This window comes from Amycolatopsis minnesotensis, assembly GCF_039529815.1.
GTDB lineage: Bacteria > Actinomycetota > Actinomycetes > Mycobacteriales > Pseudonocardiaceae > Amycolatopsis > Amycolatopsis minnesotensis.
On record NZ_BAAANN010000076.1, the window covers coordinates 1 to 17,281 of the forward strand.

Annotated in this window: 11 protein-coding genes; 7 read left to right on the forward strand and 4 right to left on the reverse strand. The window is 69.2% G+C overall.

The features are described from left to right. Window positions 1-151 precede the first annotated feature (151 nt). Together ABD256_RS43145 and ABD256_RS43150 are read right to left on the reverse strand one after the other, a co-directional pair. Window positions 152-1,543: a class II 3-deoxy-7-phosphoheptulonate synthase gene (locus tag ABD256_RS43145; RefSeq protein WP_344432036.1), complete on the reverse strand. Its 1,392-nt coding sequence runs from the start codon at window positions 1,541-1,543 to the stop codon at window positions 152-154. Between the two features lie 108 nt (window positions 1,544-1,651). Continuing rightward, the gene (locus ABD256_RS43150) at window positions 1,652-2,128 is read right to left on the reverse strand and encodes a hypothetical protein (protein WP_344432038.1); all 477 of its coding nucleotides are present in this window, start codon (window positions 2,126-2,128) and stop codon (window positions 1,652-1,654) included. 347 nt (window positions 2,129-2,475) lie between these two features. Between ABD256_RS43150 and ABD256_RS43155 the strand changes: the two genes are divergently transcribed. After that, the gene (locus tag ABD256_RS43155) at window positions 2,476-4,209 is read left to right on the forward strand and encodes an MFS transporter (protein ID WP_344432040.1); all 1,734 of its coding nucleotides are present in this window, start codon (window positions 2,476-2,478) and stop codon (window positions 4,207-4,209) included. Between the two features lie 922 nt (window positions 4,210-5,131). Here the strand turns inward: ABD256_RS43155 and ABD256_RS43160 are convergent. Further along, on the reverse strand, window positions 5,132-6,640 hold the full coding sequence (locus ABD256_RS43160; protein ID WP_344432042.1) for a glutamate synthase subunit beta: 1,509 nt from the start codon (window positions 6,638-6,640) through the stop codon (window positions 5,132-5,134). Further along, window positions 6,633-11,225 carry a glutamate synthase large subunit gene (gene gltB, locus ABD256_RS43165; RefSeq protein WP_344432044.1) on the reverse strand — a complete coding sequence of 1,531 codons (4,593 nt, stop codon included), beginning with the start codon at window positions 11,223-11,225 and terminating at the stop codon, window positions 6,633-6,635. The genes ABD256_RS43160 and gltB overlap by 8 nt, the downstream gene beginning before the upstream one ends. Before the next feature lie 390 nt (window positions 11,226-11,615). Here gltB and ABD256_RS43170 point away from each other — a divergent pair, with 390 nt between their 5' ends. The 6 genes from ABD256_RS43170 (at window position 11,616) to ABD256_RS43195 (ending at window position 16,484) form a co-directional block, all read left to right on the forward strand. Beyond that, window positions 11,616-12,557 carry an ABC transporter substrate-binding protein gene (locus ABD256_RS43170; protein WP_344432045.1) on the forward strand — a complete coding sequence of 314 codons (942 nt, stop codon included), beginning with the start codon at window positions 11,616-11,618 and terminating at the stop codon, window positions 12,555-12,557. Beyond that, window positions 12,558-13,586: a FecCD family ABC transporter permease gene (locus ABD256_RS43175; RefSeq protein WP_344432046.1), complete on the forward strand. Its 1,029-nt coding sequence runs from the start codon at window positions 12,558-12,560 to the stop codon at window positions 13,584-13,586. It abuts the gene before it with no gap. Continuing rightward, window positions 13,583-14,359, forward strand: coding sequence for an ABC transporter ATP-binding protein (locus tag ABD256_RS43180; RefSeq protein ID WP_344432048.1), 777 nt, complete (start codon window positions 13,583-13,585; stop codon window positions 14,357-14,359). Before ABD256_RS43175 ends, ABD256_RS43180 begins: the two co-directional genes overlap by 4 nt. Before the next feature lie 172 nt (window positions 14,360-14,531). Then, window positions 14,532-14,837 carry a hypothetical protein gene (locus tag ABD256_RS43185; RefSeq protein ID WP_344432050.1) on the forward strand — a complete coding sequence of 102 codons (306 nt, stop codon included), beginning with the start codon at window positions 14,532-14,534 and terminating at the stop codon, window positions 14,835-14,837. Between the two features lie 14 nt (window positions 14,838-14,851). After that, on the forward strand, window positions 14,852-15,898 hold the full coding sequence (locus tag ABD256_RS43190; RefSeq protein WP_344432052.1) for a WXG100 family type VII secretion target: 1,047 nt from the start codon (window positions 14,852-14,854) through the stop codon (window positions 15,896-15,898). A gap of 1 nt (window position 15,899) precedes the next feature. Then, window positions 15,900-16,484 carry a hypothetical protein gene (locus ABD256_RS43195; RefSeq protein ID WP_344432054.1) on the forward strand — a complete coding sequence of 195 codons (585 nt, stop codon included), beginning with the start codon at window positions 15,900-15,902 and terminating at the stop codon, window positions 16,482-16,484. The last annotated feature ends 797 nt before the right edge of the window (window positions 16,485-17,281 follow it).

The window sequence follows — 17,281 nt, forward strand, 5'->3', positions numbered from 1 at the left end:
CTGAAGGTCACCTTCGCGGCGTCAGATTCCCCGAAGGGCACCTTCAGGGCATGCGCAGCGGACCTCACCTCGGCCTCTATAGGAGCATCCTTCAGGGACCGCAACGCCCCGGGTCCACTTCGCCGACGACCGCACCGGATCGTCAGGACCGCTAGCCGCGCAGCATTTCCGCGACCAGGAACGCCAGTTCCAGCGACTGCTGGGTGTTCAGGCGGGGATCGCACGCCGTCTCGTACCGGCCGGACAGGTCGAGGTCCGAGATGTCCTGCGCGCCACCGAGGCATTCGGTGACGTCCTCGCCGGTGAGTTCGATGTGGATGCCGCCGGGGTAGCTGCCGAGCTGGCGGTGCACCTCGAAGAAACCCTGCACCTCGTCGACGATCCGGTCGAAGTGCCGTGTCTTGTACCCGGTGGAGGATTCGTGCGTGTTGCCGTGCATCGGGTCGCACTGCCAGATCACCTGGTGCCCGGACGCTTCGACCTTCTCCACGATCGCGGGCAGCACGTCGCGGACCTTCCCGTTGCCCATCCTGGAGATCAGCGTGAGCCTGCCCGGCTCGCCGCGCGGGTCGAGCCGCTCGACGTATTCCACGGCCTGGTCCGGGGTCGTGGTGGGCCCGATCTTGAGGCCGATCGGGTTCGACAGCAACTCGGCGAACGCGATGTGCGCGCCGTCGAGCTGCCGGGTCCGCTCCCCGATCCACAGGAAGTGCGACGAGAGGTTGTACAGCTTGGGGTTCTCGGTCTCACGGCTGTCCAGCCTCAGCAGCGCGCGCTCGTAGTCGAGCAGCAGCGCCTCGTGGCTCGCGAAGATCTCGGTGGAGTGCAAGGAGGTGTCGGTCACCCCGCAGGCCGACATGAAGCGCAGGCCGCGGTCGATCTCGGCGGCGAGCGCCTCGTACCGCTCACCGGCGGGCGAGGTGCGCACGAAGTCCTTGTTCCAGTCGTGCACCTGCGCGAGATCGGCCATCCCGGCGCCGGTCAGCGCGCGCACCAGGTTCATCGCGGCGCCCGCGTTCGCGTAGGCGCGGATCATCCGGCCGGGGTCCGGCACCCGCAGTTCCGGTTTCGCGACGAGCGAGTTGACGATGTCGCCGCGGTACACCGGAAGCCCCAGCGCGTCCGTCGCGGCGGAACGCGGCTTGGCGTACTGGCCCGCGATCCGGCCGACCTTGACCACCGGCAGGCTCGCGCCGTAGGTGAGCACCACGGCCATCTGCAGGAGCGTGCGCAGGTTCGCCCTGATGTGCGGCTCGGTGTTGGATTCGAAGGTCTCCGCGCAGTCACCGCCCTGCAAGAGGAACGCCTCACCACGGGCGACCATGGCGAGGCGTTCGCTGAGCCGGTCGATCTCGGCGGGCACCGTGATCGGCGGCACGCTTTCCAGCACGCCGCGCACGCGCTGGGTCAGTGCCGCATCCGGCCACGGCGGTTGCTGGGCCGCGGGCTTCGCCAGCGCGGCATCGAGCCGATCCCGCAGCTCCGGCGGCAGGGGCGGCAGTTCGGGCAGGGTGTCGACGGGGACGTCCACGGTCCAGTTCACCACCCCAGCATACGAAGGACGGCGCACAACCGGCCACGGGGACTTCGCGCCCATGGAGTGGACGCGCCGCGGTGGCCCGGATTCGGCGGTCCACCAGCACGTGCACCGTCAGGGCACGAACACCGCGGGGCTGACCGACTCCCGGTAGGAACCGGGAATGCCGTCGCAGACGGCGCGGGAGTCCGCGGACTCGATCCGCATCGCCGGTGCGGGCGGCGGGAAATCCCCGTAGCCGAGCGAGCCGGACAGCGACACCCGCCTCGTCGGCCGATGTTCTGCGGTGAAATCGCTTATGGCCACCCGCGGCACGGTCACCTCCGCGGTGTCCGCCGAGGACGGCGCGAGACCGCGCACGTGCGGCGGCGATTCGGGGTCCGCGCTGAACGACACGGTGAAGTAGGGCTTGAAGGGCGTGGCGAACCACCCTTGCGGTCCAGAATTCGGGCAGACGTTGATGCACCCGAGTAGTGCCGAGCGGTGGGAGACGCGGATCGGCGCACCGGGAACGCCTTCCTGCCCCGATGGTGTTTCCTTGGTTGACCTGCCGCTGACGGTCTGCTGGTAGTCGATCGCGAGCGGAGTCACTCCCCGCCTGGAGCACGGTCGGTGGCTTCGGGTCGGCGGCCGCCGGAACGGCCGTCGCGCCCAGGATCAGCGTCCTGGCGGCGGTCAGGAGCTCTTCTCGTGCACGGTTCATGTTCTCCCCCGTGAAGACGTGGGTCGATCGTGCACTGCCGAATGTCTCCGTCGATGTCGCGGGAACGCTGTTACGGAGTTGGGCCGTTAGAGGAAACCCTTACCGCGCAGGACTTAACGGCCCCTGCGCCGACTGGTGGACAGCGCGCGCATTCGCACCGGTCTCGTGCCACCGTGGTGCTTCGCCGGATGTTTTTCGCCGCGAGCGGGGAGTCTCTGCCTTGAACATCAGCGCTGTGAAGACCAGAACCCCGGACAGCGCTTCGCGCCGCAACCGGATGGCGTTGCTCCTCGCCTTGGGCATCGACAACTTCGGATCCGGATTGTTCCTGCCGCTTCCGGTCGTCTATGCCACCCGGATAGCCGGATTGCCGATCGGCGAAGCGGGCGCGATCATCACCATCGGTACCACCGCGGGTCTCGCGATTCCCCCGATAGCGGGAAGGTTCGTCGACCGTTTCGGTCCGAGAGCCGTGGTGATCTGCGCACAGTTTGTCCAGGCCGCCGCGGCGCTCGCCTATTTCGCCGCCGAAGGGCCGCTACTGGTCCTGATCGGCGCGGTGCTGCTCGCCGCCGGGCAGCAAGCCTTCTACAGTTCGTTGTTCGCGTTGATCGGGGACACCGCGGGTCCCGGCCCGAAGGATCACACGTTCGCGCTCGCCGGCATGGTGCGATCGGCGGCGTTCGGGCTCGGCGGACTCTGCGTCGGCGCCCTGCTCGCCGGCGCGGGGCCGTCCGGTTTCCGCCTCGCGGTCGCCGCCGACGCCATCAGCTTCCTCGCCGCGGGGGCGCTGCTGCTCACCATGCTGCGGCTGCCGCACACCTGCCACCGCAGCGGGCACGCGTCGCTGAACGTGTTGCGGAACCGGCCTTATCTGGCGCTGATCGTGGTCAGCGCGCTGTTCGGGCTCGCGGTCGACTTCTTCCTCGTCGGCATTCCGGTGTACGTGCTGGAAACCCTGCGCGGGCCGTCCTGGCTGCCTGGCGCGATGGTGGCGCTGGTGACCGCGGTGGGCTGCCTCGCCGCGACGTCCGCGGTGCGCGCCACCCGTCGCCTGTCCCGCACCACGGCGATGGCCTGCGGCGCCGCGCTCGCGGTCCTGTGGTGCCTCGCCTCGGGGGTGGCCGTGTGGGTGCCGCCCGAATCGCGGCCGGTCTTCCTGCTCGCCACGACGGTGCTGATCGCCGCTTCCAACCTCATGGGGGCAAGGGCGAACGCACTCGCCGAAGCCGCCGCGCCGAGACCACTGCGCGGCCGGTACCTCGCGGCGTTCCAATACGCCTTCACCGCCGCCGGGGTGGCCGCGCCCGGCATCGTCGCCCTGTTTTCGGTCGCCTCCTGGCTGCCGTGGCTGATCGTCGGCGCGTGCGGTGCCGTCGCCGGGATCGCGCTCGTCCCGCTTTCCCGCTACCTCCCGGTGCACGCGGTCAACGGGCACACCGCGCCGATGATGATCAGGCCCGCCACCCCCGCGGACGCGGACGCCATCGGGGAAATCCACGTCCGGTCGTGGCAAGCCGCCTACGCCGGCTTGGTACCCGCCGCCTACCTCGACGGCATGTCCGTGCCGTCACGCCAAAGCTATTGGCGGAACCGGCTCGACGGCACCGACGCGAGGGCCGCGGGCTCGGCGACGTTCGTCGCCGAAAACGGGGACACCGTCATCGGGTTCGGTGCCTGCGGGCCGTCCCACGACCGGGATGCCGACGGGCACCTCGGCGCCCTGTACGTGCTCTCCCTGCATCCCGCCCACTGGCGCGGCGGCACCGGAACCCTGCTGCACGACCGGATCATCACCGCGCTGCGGGCCGCGGGGCACGAGCGCGCCACCCTGTGGGTCCTCGACGGCAACACCGCCGCGAGGACGTTCTACGAAAAGCAAGGCTGGACCTGGGACGGCACCGTGCGGACCGAACCCATCGGCGACAGCCCGCCCCTCACCGAAGTGCGCTACACGCGCGCCCTCTGAACGAGCAATGTGCCTTGCGCGGTCCCCGAAGGACGCCTTCAGGGAATCCAACGCCGCAAATCTCGCCCCGCACGGCACGGAGCATCGTGATGCTCATGCCCCGAAGGGGCCCTCCGCGGCATCAGATTCCCTCAAAGGCACCTTCAGGGCATGTTCCCCGGAGCAGAGCGGACCCGTGAAGGCCACCTCCGCGGCATTCACGCCCCTGAAGGTCCCCTTGCGGAGCACGAGCACAGACACGAGAGAAGGAGGCGCAAGCTGCGAATCCCAGCCCATTCCCCGAAGGACGCCTTCAGGGAATCCAACGCCGCGAACTCGCCCTTCGCGAGGTCGTGGCTCCACTCGCACATCCCCCGAAGGGGCCCTTCGCGGCATCAGATTCCCTCAAAGGCACCTTCAGGGCATGCACCCCGGAGCAGAACGGACCCGTGAAGGCCACATCCGCGGCATTCACATCCCTGAAGGTCCCCTTGCAGAGCACGAGCACAGACACGAGAGAAGGAAGCGCGAACCGCGAATCCCAGCCCATTCCCCGAAGGACGCCTTCAGGGAATCCAACGCCGCGAACTCGCCCTTCGCGAGATGGTGGCTCCAGCCGCACATGCCCCGAAGGGGCCCTCCGCGGCATCAGATTCCCTCAAAGGCACCTTCAGGGCATGCACCCCGGAGCAGAACGGACCCGTGAAGGCCACATCCGCGGCATTCACATCCCTGAAGGTCCCCTTGCAGAGCACGAGCACAGACACGAGAGAAGGAAGCGCGAACTGCGAATCCCAGCCCATTCCCCGAAGGACGCCTTCAGGGAATCCAACGCCGCGAACTCGCCCTTCGCGAGGTGGTGGCTCCAGCCGCACATGCCCCGAAGGGCACCTTCGGGGACGTGGATGCCCCCAAGGGCACCTTCGGGGCATCCCGTGCGGCGTCAGACCACGGCGAGCGGGAGGGCGGTGGGGTGCACGGGGGCGGGCAGGTCCGAGCCGCCGGTCAGGTAGGCGTCCACCGCGTTCGCCACCGAACGGCCTTCGGCGATCGCCCACACGACCAGCGAAGCACCGCGGTGCGCGTCGCCGCAGACGAACACGCCGGGCGCCGAGGTCTGCCAGTCCACACCGCACGAAAGCGTGCCGCGCCGGGTGAGGCTCAGTTCCAGCCCGTCGAGCAGCGGCATGTGCTCGACGCCTTCGAAGCCGATCGCCAGCAGCACGAGGTCGGCAGGCAGTTCCTCGACCTCCTCGCTCGTCGGCACCACCTCGCGGCGGCCGGTTTCGGGATCCTTCGTCACCCTCACGCGCTGCAGTTCGATCGCGCGCACCCGCCCGGCACCGTCGCCGACGAAGCGCTTGACCGCCACCGCGAACCGCCGCTCCCCCGCTTCTTCGTGCGCGGGGTAGGTGCGCAGGAGGTACGGCCAGGTCGGCCACGGCGAGCGGTCGTCGTCCCGGGTGGACGGTGGCTCCGGGTACTGGTCCAGCTGGGTGACCGAAAGCGCGCCCTGACGGGTCGCCGTGCCGTACGAGTCGGCCCCGGTGTCGCCGCCGCCGATGATCACCACGTGCTTGCCGGCGGCGTCGACCTCCGGCGGCCCGTCGCCTTCGACGAACCGGTTGGCAGGCACCAGGTGCTCCATCGCGAGGTGGACGCCGCCGAGGTCCCGCCCCGGTGTCGTCGTGTCGTCGCGCCCGCGCAGCGCGCCGACCGCGAGCACCACCGCGTCGTAGTCCTCGCGCAGCTGCTCGACGCTCAGGTCGACGCCGACCTCGCAACCGGTGACGAACCGCGTGCCCTCCTTGCCGAGCTGCGCGAGCCTGCGGTCGAGCGCCTTCTTCTCCATCTTGAACTCGGGGATGCCGTACCGCAGCAGCCCGCCGAGCCGGTCGTCGCGTTCGAACACGGTGACCTCGTGCCCGGCACGGGTGAGCTGCTGCGCCGCCGCGAGCCCCGCTGGCCCCGATCCGACGACGGCGACGCGCTGCCCCGAGGACACCGCGGACACCTGGGGCGTCACGATCCCGCGCTCCCACGACTGGTCGGCGATCGTCTGCTCGACGCGCTTGATCGCCACCGGCCCGCCGGAGAGCGGCGAAATCGACAGCACGCACCCCGCCTCGCACGGCGCCGGGCACAGCTTCCCGGTGAACTCGGGGAAGTTGTTCGTGGCGTGCAGGCGGTCGCTCGCCGCCTCCCAGTCGCCCCGGCGCACCAGGTCGTTCCACTCCGGGATCAGGTTGCCCAGCGGGCAACCGGCGCCACCGGAGTGGCAGAACGGGATGCCGCAGTCCATGCACCGCGACGCCTGTTCCCGCACCTCTTCGTTGCGCTCGGCGGGATCCACCTCGGCGTAGACCTCGCGCCAGTCGCCGAGCCGGTCCTCTTTGGACCGCTTCGGCGGCTCCTCGCGCCCGAACTTCAGGAATCCGCGGGGGTCAGCCATTAGCTGCCTCCATGATGGCCTCGTCCACGTCGCGTCCCTCCGCCTTGGCCGACCTCGCGGCTTCCAGCACCCGGCGGTAGTCCCTCGGCATCACCTTCGTGAACGCGGCCGAGCGCCGCGTCCAGTCCCCGAGCAGCGAGGCCGCGACGGCGGACCCGGTCAGTTCGTGGTGCCGGACGACGATCTCGCGCAGCCACGCGAGATCGGCGGTGTCCGGCTTGAGCAGCTCGACCATGTCCTCGTTGACCCGCGCGCGGTCGAGGTCGAGCACGAACGCGTCGCCGCCGGACATGCCCGCGGCGAGGTTGCGCCCGGTCGGGCCGAGCACCACCGCGTGCCCGCCGGTCATGTACTCGAACGCGTGGTCGCCGACGCCCTCGGACACGACGAGCGCGCCGGAGTTGCGGACGCAGAACCGCTCGCCGACCTGACCGCGGAGGAAGATCTCGCCGGAGGTCGCGCCGTAGCCGATGGTGTTGCCACCGATCACCTGGTTCTCCGCGGCGAACGGAGCGCCGGGATGCGGCCGGACGATCACGCGGCCGCCGGAAAGCCCCTTGCCGACGTAGTCGTTCGCGTCGCCGACGAGGTCCAGGGTCACCCCGCGCGGCAGGAACGCGCCGAGCGACTGCCCGGCGGAACCGGTGAGCGTGACGTGGATCGTGCCGTCCGGCAGGCCCTCGCCGCCGTAGCGGCGGGTGATCTCCGAGCCGAGCAGCGTGCCGACGGTCCGGTTGACGTTGCGCACCGGCAGTTCGAGCCGCACCGGGTGCGCGTCCTCCAGCGCGGCCTCCGTGAGCTGGATGAGCGTGCGGTCGAGCGCGTGTTCGAGCCCGTGGTCCTGGCCCCTGGTGCGCCGCCGCGCGCCGCCGTACGGTGTCTCTGAAGGCATTTCGAAGATCGGCGCCAGGTCGAGCCCGCCCGCCTTCCAGTGCTCGATGGCGTCGTCGGTGTCGAGCGCGTCCGCCCGCCCGATCGCCTCGTCGAGGCTGCGGAAGCCCAGCGCCGCCAGCGTTTCCCTGACCTCCTGCGCGACGAACCGGAAGTAGTTGACCACGTGGTCGGCCTGCCCGGTGTAGCGCTTGCGGAGCTCGGGGCTCTGCGTGGCGACACCGACCGGGCAAGTGTCCAAATGGCACACCCGCATCATCACGCAGCCGGTGACGATGAGCGGCGCGGTGGCGAAGCCGTACTCCTCGGCCCCGAGCAGCGCGGCGACCACCACGTCCTTGCCGGTCTTCATCGCACCGTCCACCTGCACCGTGATCCGGTCGCGCAACCCGTTGAGCAGCAACGTCTGTTGGGTCTCGGCGAGACCGATCTCCCACGGCGTGCCCGCGTGCTTGAGCGAGTTCATCGGCGACGCGCCGGTGCCGCCGTCGTGCCCGGAGATCAGCACGACGTCGGCGTGCGCTTTGGACACTCCCGCCGCGACGGTCCCGACGCCGAGCGAACTGACCAGCTTGACGTGGATCCTGGCGCGCTCGTTGGCGTTCTTCAGGTCGTGGATGAGCTGGGCGAGGTCCTCGATGGAATAGATGTCGTGGTGCGGCGGCGGGGAGATGAGCCCGACACCCGGCGTGGAGTGCCGGGTGCGCGCGATCCACGGGTACACCTTGTTGGGCGGCAACTGGCCGCCCTCGCCCGGTTTCGCGCCCTGCGCCATCTTGATCTGGATGTCGTCCGCGTTGACCAGGTACTCACTCGTCACGCCGAACCGTCCACTCGCGACCTGCTTGATCGCGGACCGCCGCTCGGGGTCGTAGAGCCGTTCCGGGTCCTCGCCGCCCTCGCCGGTGTTCGACCTGCCGCCGATCCGGTTCATCGCGATGGCCAGCGTCTGGTGCGCCTCCATCGAAATCGACCCGTACGACATCGCGCCGGTGTTGAACCGCTTGCAGATCGACTCGACCGGCTCGACCTCGTCGACCGGGATCGGCGTGCGCTCACCGGTGCGGAACCTGAACAGCCCGCGCAGCGCGCCGCCTTCGCGGGCGAGGCGGTGCACCTCGTCGCTGTAGGCCCGGTACGCCTCGTCCTTGCGGGTCTTGCTCGCGTGCTGCAGCAGGAAGACCGTCTCGGGGGTGAACAGGTGCAGCTCGCCCTCGCGCCGGTAGGCGTACTCGCCGCCGGTGTCGAGGCGGCGGTGCACCCGGTCGGTCGGGTTGTCCGGGTACGCCCTGCGGTGGCGCAGCGCCACCTCTTCGGCGAGCACGCCGAGACCGACGCCGCCCAGTTTCGAGCTGGTGCCGGTGAAGTACTCGTCGAGCAGTTCCTGCGAAAGCCCCAGCGACTCGAACACCTGCGCCGCGGTGTACGCGCCGACGGTGGAGATGCCCATCTTCGACATGATCTTCAGCACGCCCTTGACGAGCGCGCCGACGTAGTTGCGGATCGCCTTGCCGGGCTCGATCCCGGTGATCATGCCCTGGTTGATCAGGTCCTCGATGGACTCGAAGGCGAGGTACGGGTTGACCGCGGCGGCGCCGTAGCCGAGCAGCAGCGCGACGTGGTGCACCTCGCGCGCGTCACCGCTTTCCACCACGAGCGCCACGCGCAGCCGCTCCTTGGTGCGCACCAGGTGGTGGTGCACCGCGGAGACGAGCAGCAGCGACGGGATCGGCGCCATCCGGTGATCCGAGTCCCGATCGGACAGCACGAGCGTGCGCGCGCCGGCGGCGATCGCATCGGACGCCTCGCGGCGGACGCGCTCGATCGCGTCCGCGAGCGCGGCGGCGCCACCATCCACTTCGTACAGTCCACTCAAGACGGTGCAGGAAAACCCTGGCAGATCACCGTCGTCGTTGATGTGGATGAGCTTCGCGAGTTCGTCGTTGTCGATGACCGGGCAGGGCAGCTGGACGTGGCGGCAGGAGGCCGGACCGGGTTCGAGCAGGTTCTGCTCCGGGCCCATGATCCGGCTCATCGAGGTGACCAGCTCTTCGCGGATCGCGTCCAGCGGCGGGTTGGTCACCTGCGCGAAGCCCTGCTTGAAGTAGTCGTAGAGCTGGCGCGAGCGCTTCGACAGCACGGCGGGCGGGGTGTCGGTGCCCATCGAGCCGATCGGCTCCGCGCCGTTGACCGACATCGGGGTCAGCAGGATCTTCAGCTCCTCCTCGGAGTAGCCGAAGGAAAGCTGGCGCCGCAGCACCGAGTCGTGGCTCTGCACGATGTGGTCGCGATCGCTGAGATCCGCGATCTGCAACAGGCCGGCGTGCAACCAACCCTCGTACGGCAGCGATTTCGCCAGCCCCGCCTTGACCTCGTTGTCGTCGACGATCCGGCCCGCTTCGGTGTCCACCAGGAACATCCGCCCCGGCTTCAACCGTCCTTTCGCGACAACCTTCTCCGGCGCCAAGTCGAGCACGCCCGCTTCGCTGGCCAGGACCACCTTGTCGTCGGCGGTGCGCCACCACCTCGCCGGGCGGAGGCCGTTGCGGTCGAGCACCGCGCCGACGAGCGTGCCGTCGGTGAAGGTGACGCACGCGGGCCCGTCCCACGGCTCCATGAGGCTCGCGTGGAACTGGTAGAAGGCGCGGCGCGCCGGGTCCATCGTGACGTGGTTTTCCCACGCCTCCGGGATCATCATCAGCACCGAGTGCGGCAGGCTCCGGCCACCGAGGTGCAGTAGTTCCAGCACCTCGTCGAAGGAGGCGGAATCCGAGGCGTCCGGCGAGCAGATCGGGTACAGCCGCGTGAGATCGCCGGCGAGCAGATCGGACTCGAGCAGCGCCTCGCGCGCCCGCATCCGGTTCCGGTTGCCCCGGATCGTGTTGATCTCCCCGTTGTGCGCGACGAACCGGAACGGGTGCGCCAGCGGCCACGACGGGAACGTGTTGGTGGAGAACCGCGAGTGCACGAGCGCGATCGCGCTTTCCAGCCGTTCGTCGGTGAGATCGGTGAAGAACGCGGGAAGCTGCTCGGGGGTGACCATTCCCTTGTAGACGAGCGTGCGCGAAGACAGCGAAGGAAAGTAGACGCCCTCACCGGAGAGCGCGTTGTCGCCGGGAGTGCTGCGCGCGCTTTCGTGCTCGGCGCGCTTGCGGAGGCAGAACGTCAGCCGGTCCAGTTCGAGGCCGGTCGGCCGCGCACCGTCCGCGTCGGCCTTGCCGGACACGAACAGCATCGCGAAGTGCGGCATCACCGAGCGCGCGGTCGGGCCGATGTCGGCCTGGTCGGCGTCGGTCGGCACCTCGCGCCAGCCCAGTACGTCGAGGCTTTCCTCGTCGGCGATCCGCTCGATCAGCGCGACCGACTTGCGGCGCTGCTCGACATCGGTCGGCAGGAACGCGATGCCCGCCGCGTAGGCGTGCTGCCCCCGCACCGGCCGCGGCAGTGCGAACCCGGCGACCTCGCGCAGCAGCCGGTCCGGCAGCTGCAGCAGGATGCCCGCGCCGTCACCGCTGGTCGGCTCGGCGCCCGCGGCACCGCGGTGATCGAGGTTGGTCAGGGCGGTGAGACCGTCGGTGACGATCTCGTGCGACCGGCGGCCCCGTACATCGGCCACCATGGCCACCCCGCAGGAATCCTGCTCGGTGGACGGGTCGTACAGGCCCGTTTTGCCTGGATTGGCGGAGAAGATCATCAGGGACCTCCTTCGTCGTCTTCGTGCGTGTTCGGGACATCCCCCAAGGACGTGGCGCACGGGACGACGATGGCCCGGTCGTTAGCGCGACTTTAACACCCAGGAAACACGACGGCACCCCGTGCGGGATGCCGCTACGCTGCGGAATGTAACGATCTGGATGCGTGGAACGACAACGTTCCTGATGGGGCGCGACTACTTGGTTGCGCTAAGTAACGCTAACGGGTTACGCGCATGAGCTTACCCCGGATGGCGCACCCGATCACCTCGGTGCCACCGATCGGGTACCGGAACCGCCACCCGATCGTCACCCTGGACCGGCACCCGGCCGCCGCCGGGTAGCGTCCTGACGAGCGCAGCCAGCGCCCCACCGGACCACCCGAGGTGATCATGTCCCGCCGCACCGCGCCCCTGCTCCTGCTTCTCGCCGCGCTCCTCGGCGCGAGCGTGCTGAGCGGGTGCGCCACCAGGGACGACGACGCCCCGCCCGAAGTCGGCACCGGCTTCCCGCTGGAGGTGACGCCGCCCGGCGGCGCACCGCTGAAGTTCGATCGCGAACCGCAGCGGATCGTGTCGCTGTCGCCGACCGCGACGGAGACCCTGTTCGCCGTCGGCGCCGGCCGTCAGGTCGTCGCCGTCGACTCGCAGTCGAACTTCCCCGAAGGCGCGCCGCACAGCAGGCTGTCGGCACTCACCCCGGACCCGGCCGCGATCGGGGGTTACGCGCCGGACCTGGTGATCGTCTCCGCCGACGCGGGCGGCAAGCTCACCACCGCGCTGGACAAGCTCGGCGCGAAGACGCTCGTGCTTTCCGACGCCAAGACCCTTGACGACGCGTTCGCCCAGTTCAGCCTGCTCGGCAAGGTGACGGGTCATCCTTCCGAAGGCGAGGACCTCGCCAAGCGGACGCGCGGCGACATCGACAAGATCGTCGCGGACACGCCGAAACCCGCCACCCCGCTCACCTACTACCACGAGCTGGACCAGACGTTCTACAGCCTCACCTCGGCCACCTTCATCGGCGGTGTCTACAGCCGGTTCGGGCTGGTGAACATCGCCGACGGCGGCGATCCGCACGCCGCGGGCGGGTATCCGCAACTGTCCGCGGAACGCATCCTCAAGGCCGACCCGAAGCTGATCTTCCTTTCCGACACCAAGTGCTGCGGGCAGAACGCGCAGTCGGTCGGCGCGCGCCCCGGCTGGAACACGCTGAGCGCGGTGAAGTCCGGCACCGTGGTGGCGCTCGACGACGACGTCGCGTCGCGATGGGGACCGCGCATCACCGATCTGGTGCGCGCGGTCGCCGCCGCGGTGACCAAGGCGGGCAAGTAGGTGCGTGCCCGCACCACCCTGCGGCCATCGGTGCTGCTGACCGGTCTCGCCGTGCTGGTCGTGGTGATCGTGCTGGCCGTGCTGCTCGGTGCGGGCGATCTCGGCTGGCAGCGGGTGTTCGGCGAGATCTGGGCGCAGCTCACCGGCGGCAGGTCACCACTGTCCGAACGGGAGGCCGCGATCGTCTGGGCCCTGCGGGTGCCGCGCGTGCTGCTCGCCGGTCTCGTCGGCGCGGCGCTGGCCTCGTCCGGCGCCGCGTTCCAGGGCGTGTTCCGCAACCCGCTCGCCGACCCGTACCTGCTCGGCGCGGCGGCGGGCGCGGGGATGGCGGCCACGCTCGTCGTGGTGCTCGCGCCATCGACCACCGGCTGGGTGGTGGGACCGCTGCCGATCGCCGCGTTCGCCGGCGCGCTCGGCGGCGTCGGGCTGAGCTGGCTGCTCGGCAGGTCCGCTGGCCGCACCGGAACCGCGACGCTGCTGCTCGCCGGTGTCGCGGTGGCGTCCTTCCTCACCGCGGTCCAGACCTTCGTGCAGCAGCTCAACACCGAGACGATCAAACAGGTCTACACCTGGATGCTCGGCGGCCTGAACGTGAGCGGCTGGCAGGAAGTCTGGCTCGCGCTGCCGTACGTGGCCCTCGCCGCGATCGTGCTGTGCCTGTGCGCGCGGCTGCTCGACGTGCTGAGCCTCGGTGACGCCGAAGCCGCGTCGCTGGGTGTCCACCCGGGACGGGTCCGGCTCCTGCTGCTCGTCGCGGCCTCGCTGGCGACCGCGGCCGCGGTCGCGGTGAGCGGGCTCATCGGCTTCGTCGGCATCGTGGTGCCGCACATCGTCCGGATGCTCGCTGGCGCCAGCTACCGCGTGGTGATCCCGCTTTCGCTCATCGTCGGCGCGGCGTTCCTGATCGCCGCCGACTACGTCGCCCGCACGATCATGCCCGGCGAGCTGCCGCTCGGCGTGGTCACCGCGTTCGCGGGCGCGCCGTTCTTCGTGCTGGTGCTGCGTTCGTCCCGTGGACGGCAGTCGTGACCGCGCTCCGGCTGAAGGGGGTAAGCGCGGGCTACGGCGGCGATCCCGTGGTGTCCGGTGTGGACGCGTCGGTGGCCGAGGGCGGCTGGCTGGCGATCGTCGGCCCGAACGGCGCAGGCAAGTCGACGCTGCTGAAGGCGGTGGCGGGACTGCTGCCGGGCGGTGGTGAGATCACGCTGCACGGATCGAACGTGAAGTCGTTGTCCCACAAGGAAAAAGCCAGGGAAATCGGCTACTCGCCGCAGAGCCCGTCGATGCCGGATGGGCTCACCGTCACCGATTACGCCCTGCTCGGCCGCACCCCGCACCTCGGCGCGCTGGCAAGGGAAGGCAGCCAGGATCTGTCCATAGTGGAGGATGTACTGGCGAGGCTCGACCTCGGCGCGCTCGCCGCCCGTCCACTTCGGACGCTCTCCGGCGGGGAGCGGCAACGCACCGTGCTCGCCAGGGTGCTCGCGCAGCGGACCAGGCTGCTGCTGCTCGACGAGCCCACCACCGGGCTCGACATCGGGCACGCGCAGGCACTGCTCGAACTCGTCGACCGGCTGCGCCGCGAGGACGGCACCACCGTGGTGTCCACGCTGCACGACCTGACCTTCGCGGCGCAGTTCGCCGACCAGCTGCTGCTCATGCACGACGGCGAGGTGGTCGCCGACGGGGCACCGCGCGAAGTGCTCACGCCCGGCGCGCTCGCCGCCTACTACGGGGCGGAGACCGAGATCCTGCACGGCACCGACGGCAACCTCGTCGTGGTGCCCACCCGCAAGCGGTGATCGCACGGCGCGGGACCGCCGGGTCACGCGAATTTCTCACCATCTTCTCCGGGAACGGAACCGGCGACGGCCCGCGGCTGTCATAATCGCGGTCTCGTGAGCGGAAGCCGAGACATCAACCGGCCCGGGAGGGGATCACATGAGCGGCGGTATCGACGTCCATACGGACAAAGTGGCTGAATATGCCCAGAACATCCAGAACATGAACCGCGTGGTCGACAAGATCTCCGACTACATGCACACCTACGGCTGTGACAAGTCCGGGTTCACCGGCCTGCTGATGGTGCTGCACCCCGCGGTCGACCTGGTCCAGTCGCTCTACGACGAATCGCTCAAGTTCGGCCGCGAACGGCTCACCTCCCTCGCCGACGGCGTGAAGAACGCGGGCAAGGCGTACGAGCAGCACGACGAAGCCGTCGCGAAGGCATTGGAAGAGCTCGCTCGCGGGCTCGACACCGGCGCACCGGCAGCCGGCTGAGAACGGGGGACGACATGGCGAAGCGTGGCGCGGGCGGCACCAAGAGCAAGGAAAAGAGCCCCGAGGAAAAAGAGCACGACAAGGCGCTCAAGGACCAGAAGACCGCGGACAAGAACAGTCAGCGGCGGCGGACCGACGGCCGCACGTCCGACGAGTCGAAACCGAAGGACTTCAAGGCCACCAAACCCGCCGGTGCGCTTTCCGACGGCAGCGAGATCATCGAGGTGCTGCAGCCGCCGCCACCGCCGGACGGCAAGAACATCCAGGAACTGGTCAACGAGGCAGGCTGGGAGGTCGCCAGCGTCGACTGGGCGTTCAAGAAGGTCACCGGACACTCCATTGTGGAGACCGTGATCATGCCGATCACCGGTGACTTCAACAAGATCCAGCAGAACGCCGAGGCGTGGAAGACCATCGCCAACAGCATGAAGCAGTTCTCGGCGACGATGACCGGCAACGCCGACATCATCACCCAGAGCTGGCAGGGCGACGCCGGTCAGGCGCACAAGGAATACGTCGACAAGTACTGGAAGATCGGGCTCACGGTCGAAGGGAAGATCGCCAGCACGATCGGCAAGGGCTTCGAAACGCTCGCCGACCAGTCGCAGAAGCTGTGCGGCAAGGCACTCGACCTCCTCAAGCGGCTGGTGGACAAGATCCTGCAGGCGCTGGCCAAGCTGTGCGTGCCGGTGGCGGGGTGGATCGCGGCGGCGTCGATGATCTGGGACGCCTTCGAGCTGTACCAGAAGATCGTCGACATCATCGACATGGTCAAGGACATCATCAAGAAGATCGGCGAGCTGTGGGACTCGCTGAAGACGATCGGCTCCCAGCTCGCGAAGATCAAGGAGATCCGCAGCGCCGGCGACCTCAAGCAGTGGGTGCTCGACACGAAGCCCGCGGTCACCGAGGCCGCGAAGGACGCCACGTCGATCAAGAACGACGTCACCGATATCAAGGACAAGGCGGCTGGCACCAAGGACACCGTGCCGGACCACGACAAGCCGAGGGTGCCGAAGAAGATGCCGGAACGCAGCGGTCACCTGAGCGGGAAGATCTGACGTGAGCGAAGAAGACGACTCCTGGAAGTCCCCCGCACTGCGGGAAGCCGAGGCCCAGCTCGACGAAGCGCTCGTCCGCTCCGACGAGTTGCAGGACGAGATCGACCAGATGAACCTGCCGCCGCTGGAACCGAGGGTCGCTACAGAGGAACAGGTCGAGGCCGTCAAGGCGCAGGCCGACGACCCGAAGGCGGTCCCGGCGATGCGCGTGATCAAGCAACTGGTCGCCGGCGGCGAGTTCACCTGGGAAGACGTCGTGCTGGGCAAGGCGTACGCGCACCCGCGCGTGCAGGAGGCGATGGCGACCGACCTCGGCCAGTTCCGCGAGGTCTACCAGGAGTTCGAAGAGGGCCATACCTTCGACGAGGTACTCGAAGCACGCGGGATCTCCGGCGCCATGACCAGCATCGGGCCGGGCACCACGGCTCCCGCCGGGCCCTCCGCCGATGACGAGGACGCGTCCTTCGAAGAACGCCCGGTGTTCGGCTCCGGCGACACCCCGCCCGCCCCGAAGCCGAAGGGCCCCCGCCACGCGCGCCCGGACGATGACGACGACTACTTCGGCGGATCCCCCTTCCCCGGCTAAGCCGAATTGGGGGTAGTTGCTTTGTCGCCTGATGGCCACCATGACGGCGCTGGGCGCCCGAATCGCGGTGTTGATCATGGTCGGCTGCGTCGGTGATGCCCCGAAGGGGCCCTTGAGGGAATCTGACGTCGCGAAGGCCACCTTCGGGGCGTCGGGGTCGCCGTGTCGTGCGCGGTGAGGGGTGGGATTGGGGCGTCAGATTCCCTGAAGGTGCCCTTGAGGGCATGTGCTGGGGCTTCGTAGCTCGTGTCTCTTCTCGTGTCCGCGCTGGTGCCCCGAAGGGGGGGCCGTCCTAGGCGTGCATGCCGCCGCTGTCGCCTTCGCGGGCCGACTCTGCTTCGGGGCGCATGCCCCGAAGGGGCCCTTGAGGGAATCTGACGCCGCGAAGGCCACCTTCGGGGCGTCACCAGCACCATGCCGCCTACCGCGAGGGGCGGGATCGTGGCGTCAGATTCCCTCAAGGCGCCCTTCAGGGCATGAATCCGCGCGCCCTTGAGAGCATGCGGCTGGCTTCCGGTGGACCCGCGCCTCACCCCCGATCTCATCGGGATCGACGCGCGCATGCCCTGACGGTGACCTTCGGGGACCCAGATGCCGTGAAGGTCGCCTTCAGGGCACGGCGAAAGGCCCGCCGCTACGGGAAAAGGCCCGCCGCTACAAGGAAAGCGCATGGAAAAAGCTGCGGGAAAGCGCGCGGAAGGCGCGTGGGAAAACAGGGGGGTTAGCGCCAGGAGGGGAGCCACATTTCGGCTTGCCAATGTGCGGTGGTGATGGCGTCGCCGTTGAGGATGGGCCAG

Bases quoted from the DNA above. Each gene is read 5' to 3' on its own strand.
- ABD256_RS43160 (WP_344432042.1), bottom strand. From the start codon at position 6,640: ATGGCTGACCCCCGCGGATTCCTGAAGTTCGGGCGCGAGGAGCCGCCG.
- gltB (WP_344432044.1), bottom strand. From the start codon at position 11,225: ATGATCTTCTCCGCCAATCCAGGCAAAACGGGCCTGTACGACCCGTCC.
- ABD256_RS43170 (WP_344432045.1), top strand. From the start codon at position 11,616: ATGTCCCGCCGCACCGCGCCCCTGCTCCTGCTTCTCGCCGCGCTCCTC.
- ABD256_RS43190 (WP_344432052.1), top strand. From the start codon at position 14,852: ATGGCGAAGCGTGGCGCGGGCGGCACCAAGAGCAAGGAAAAGAGCCCC.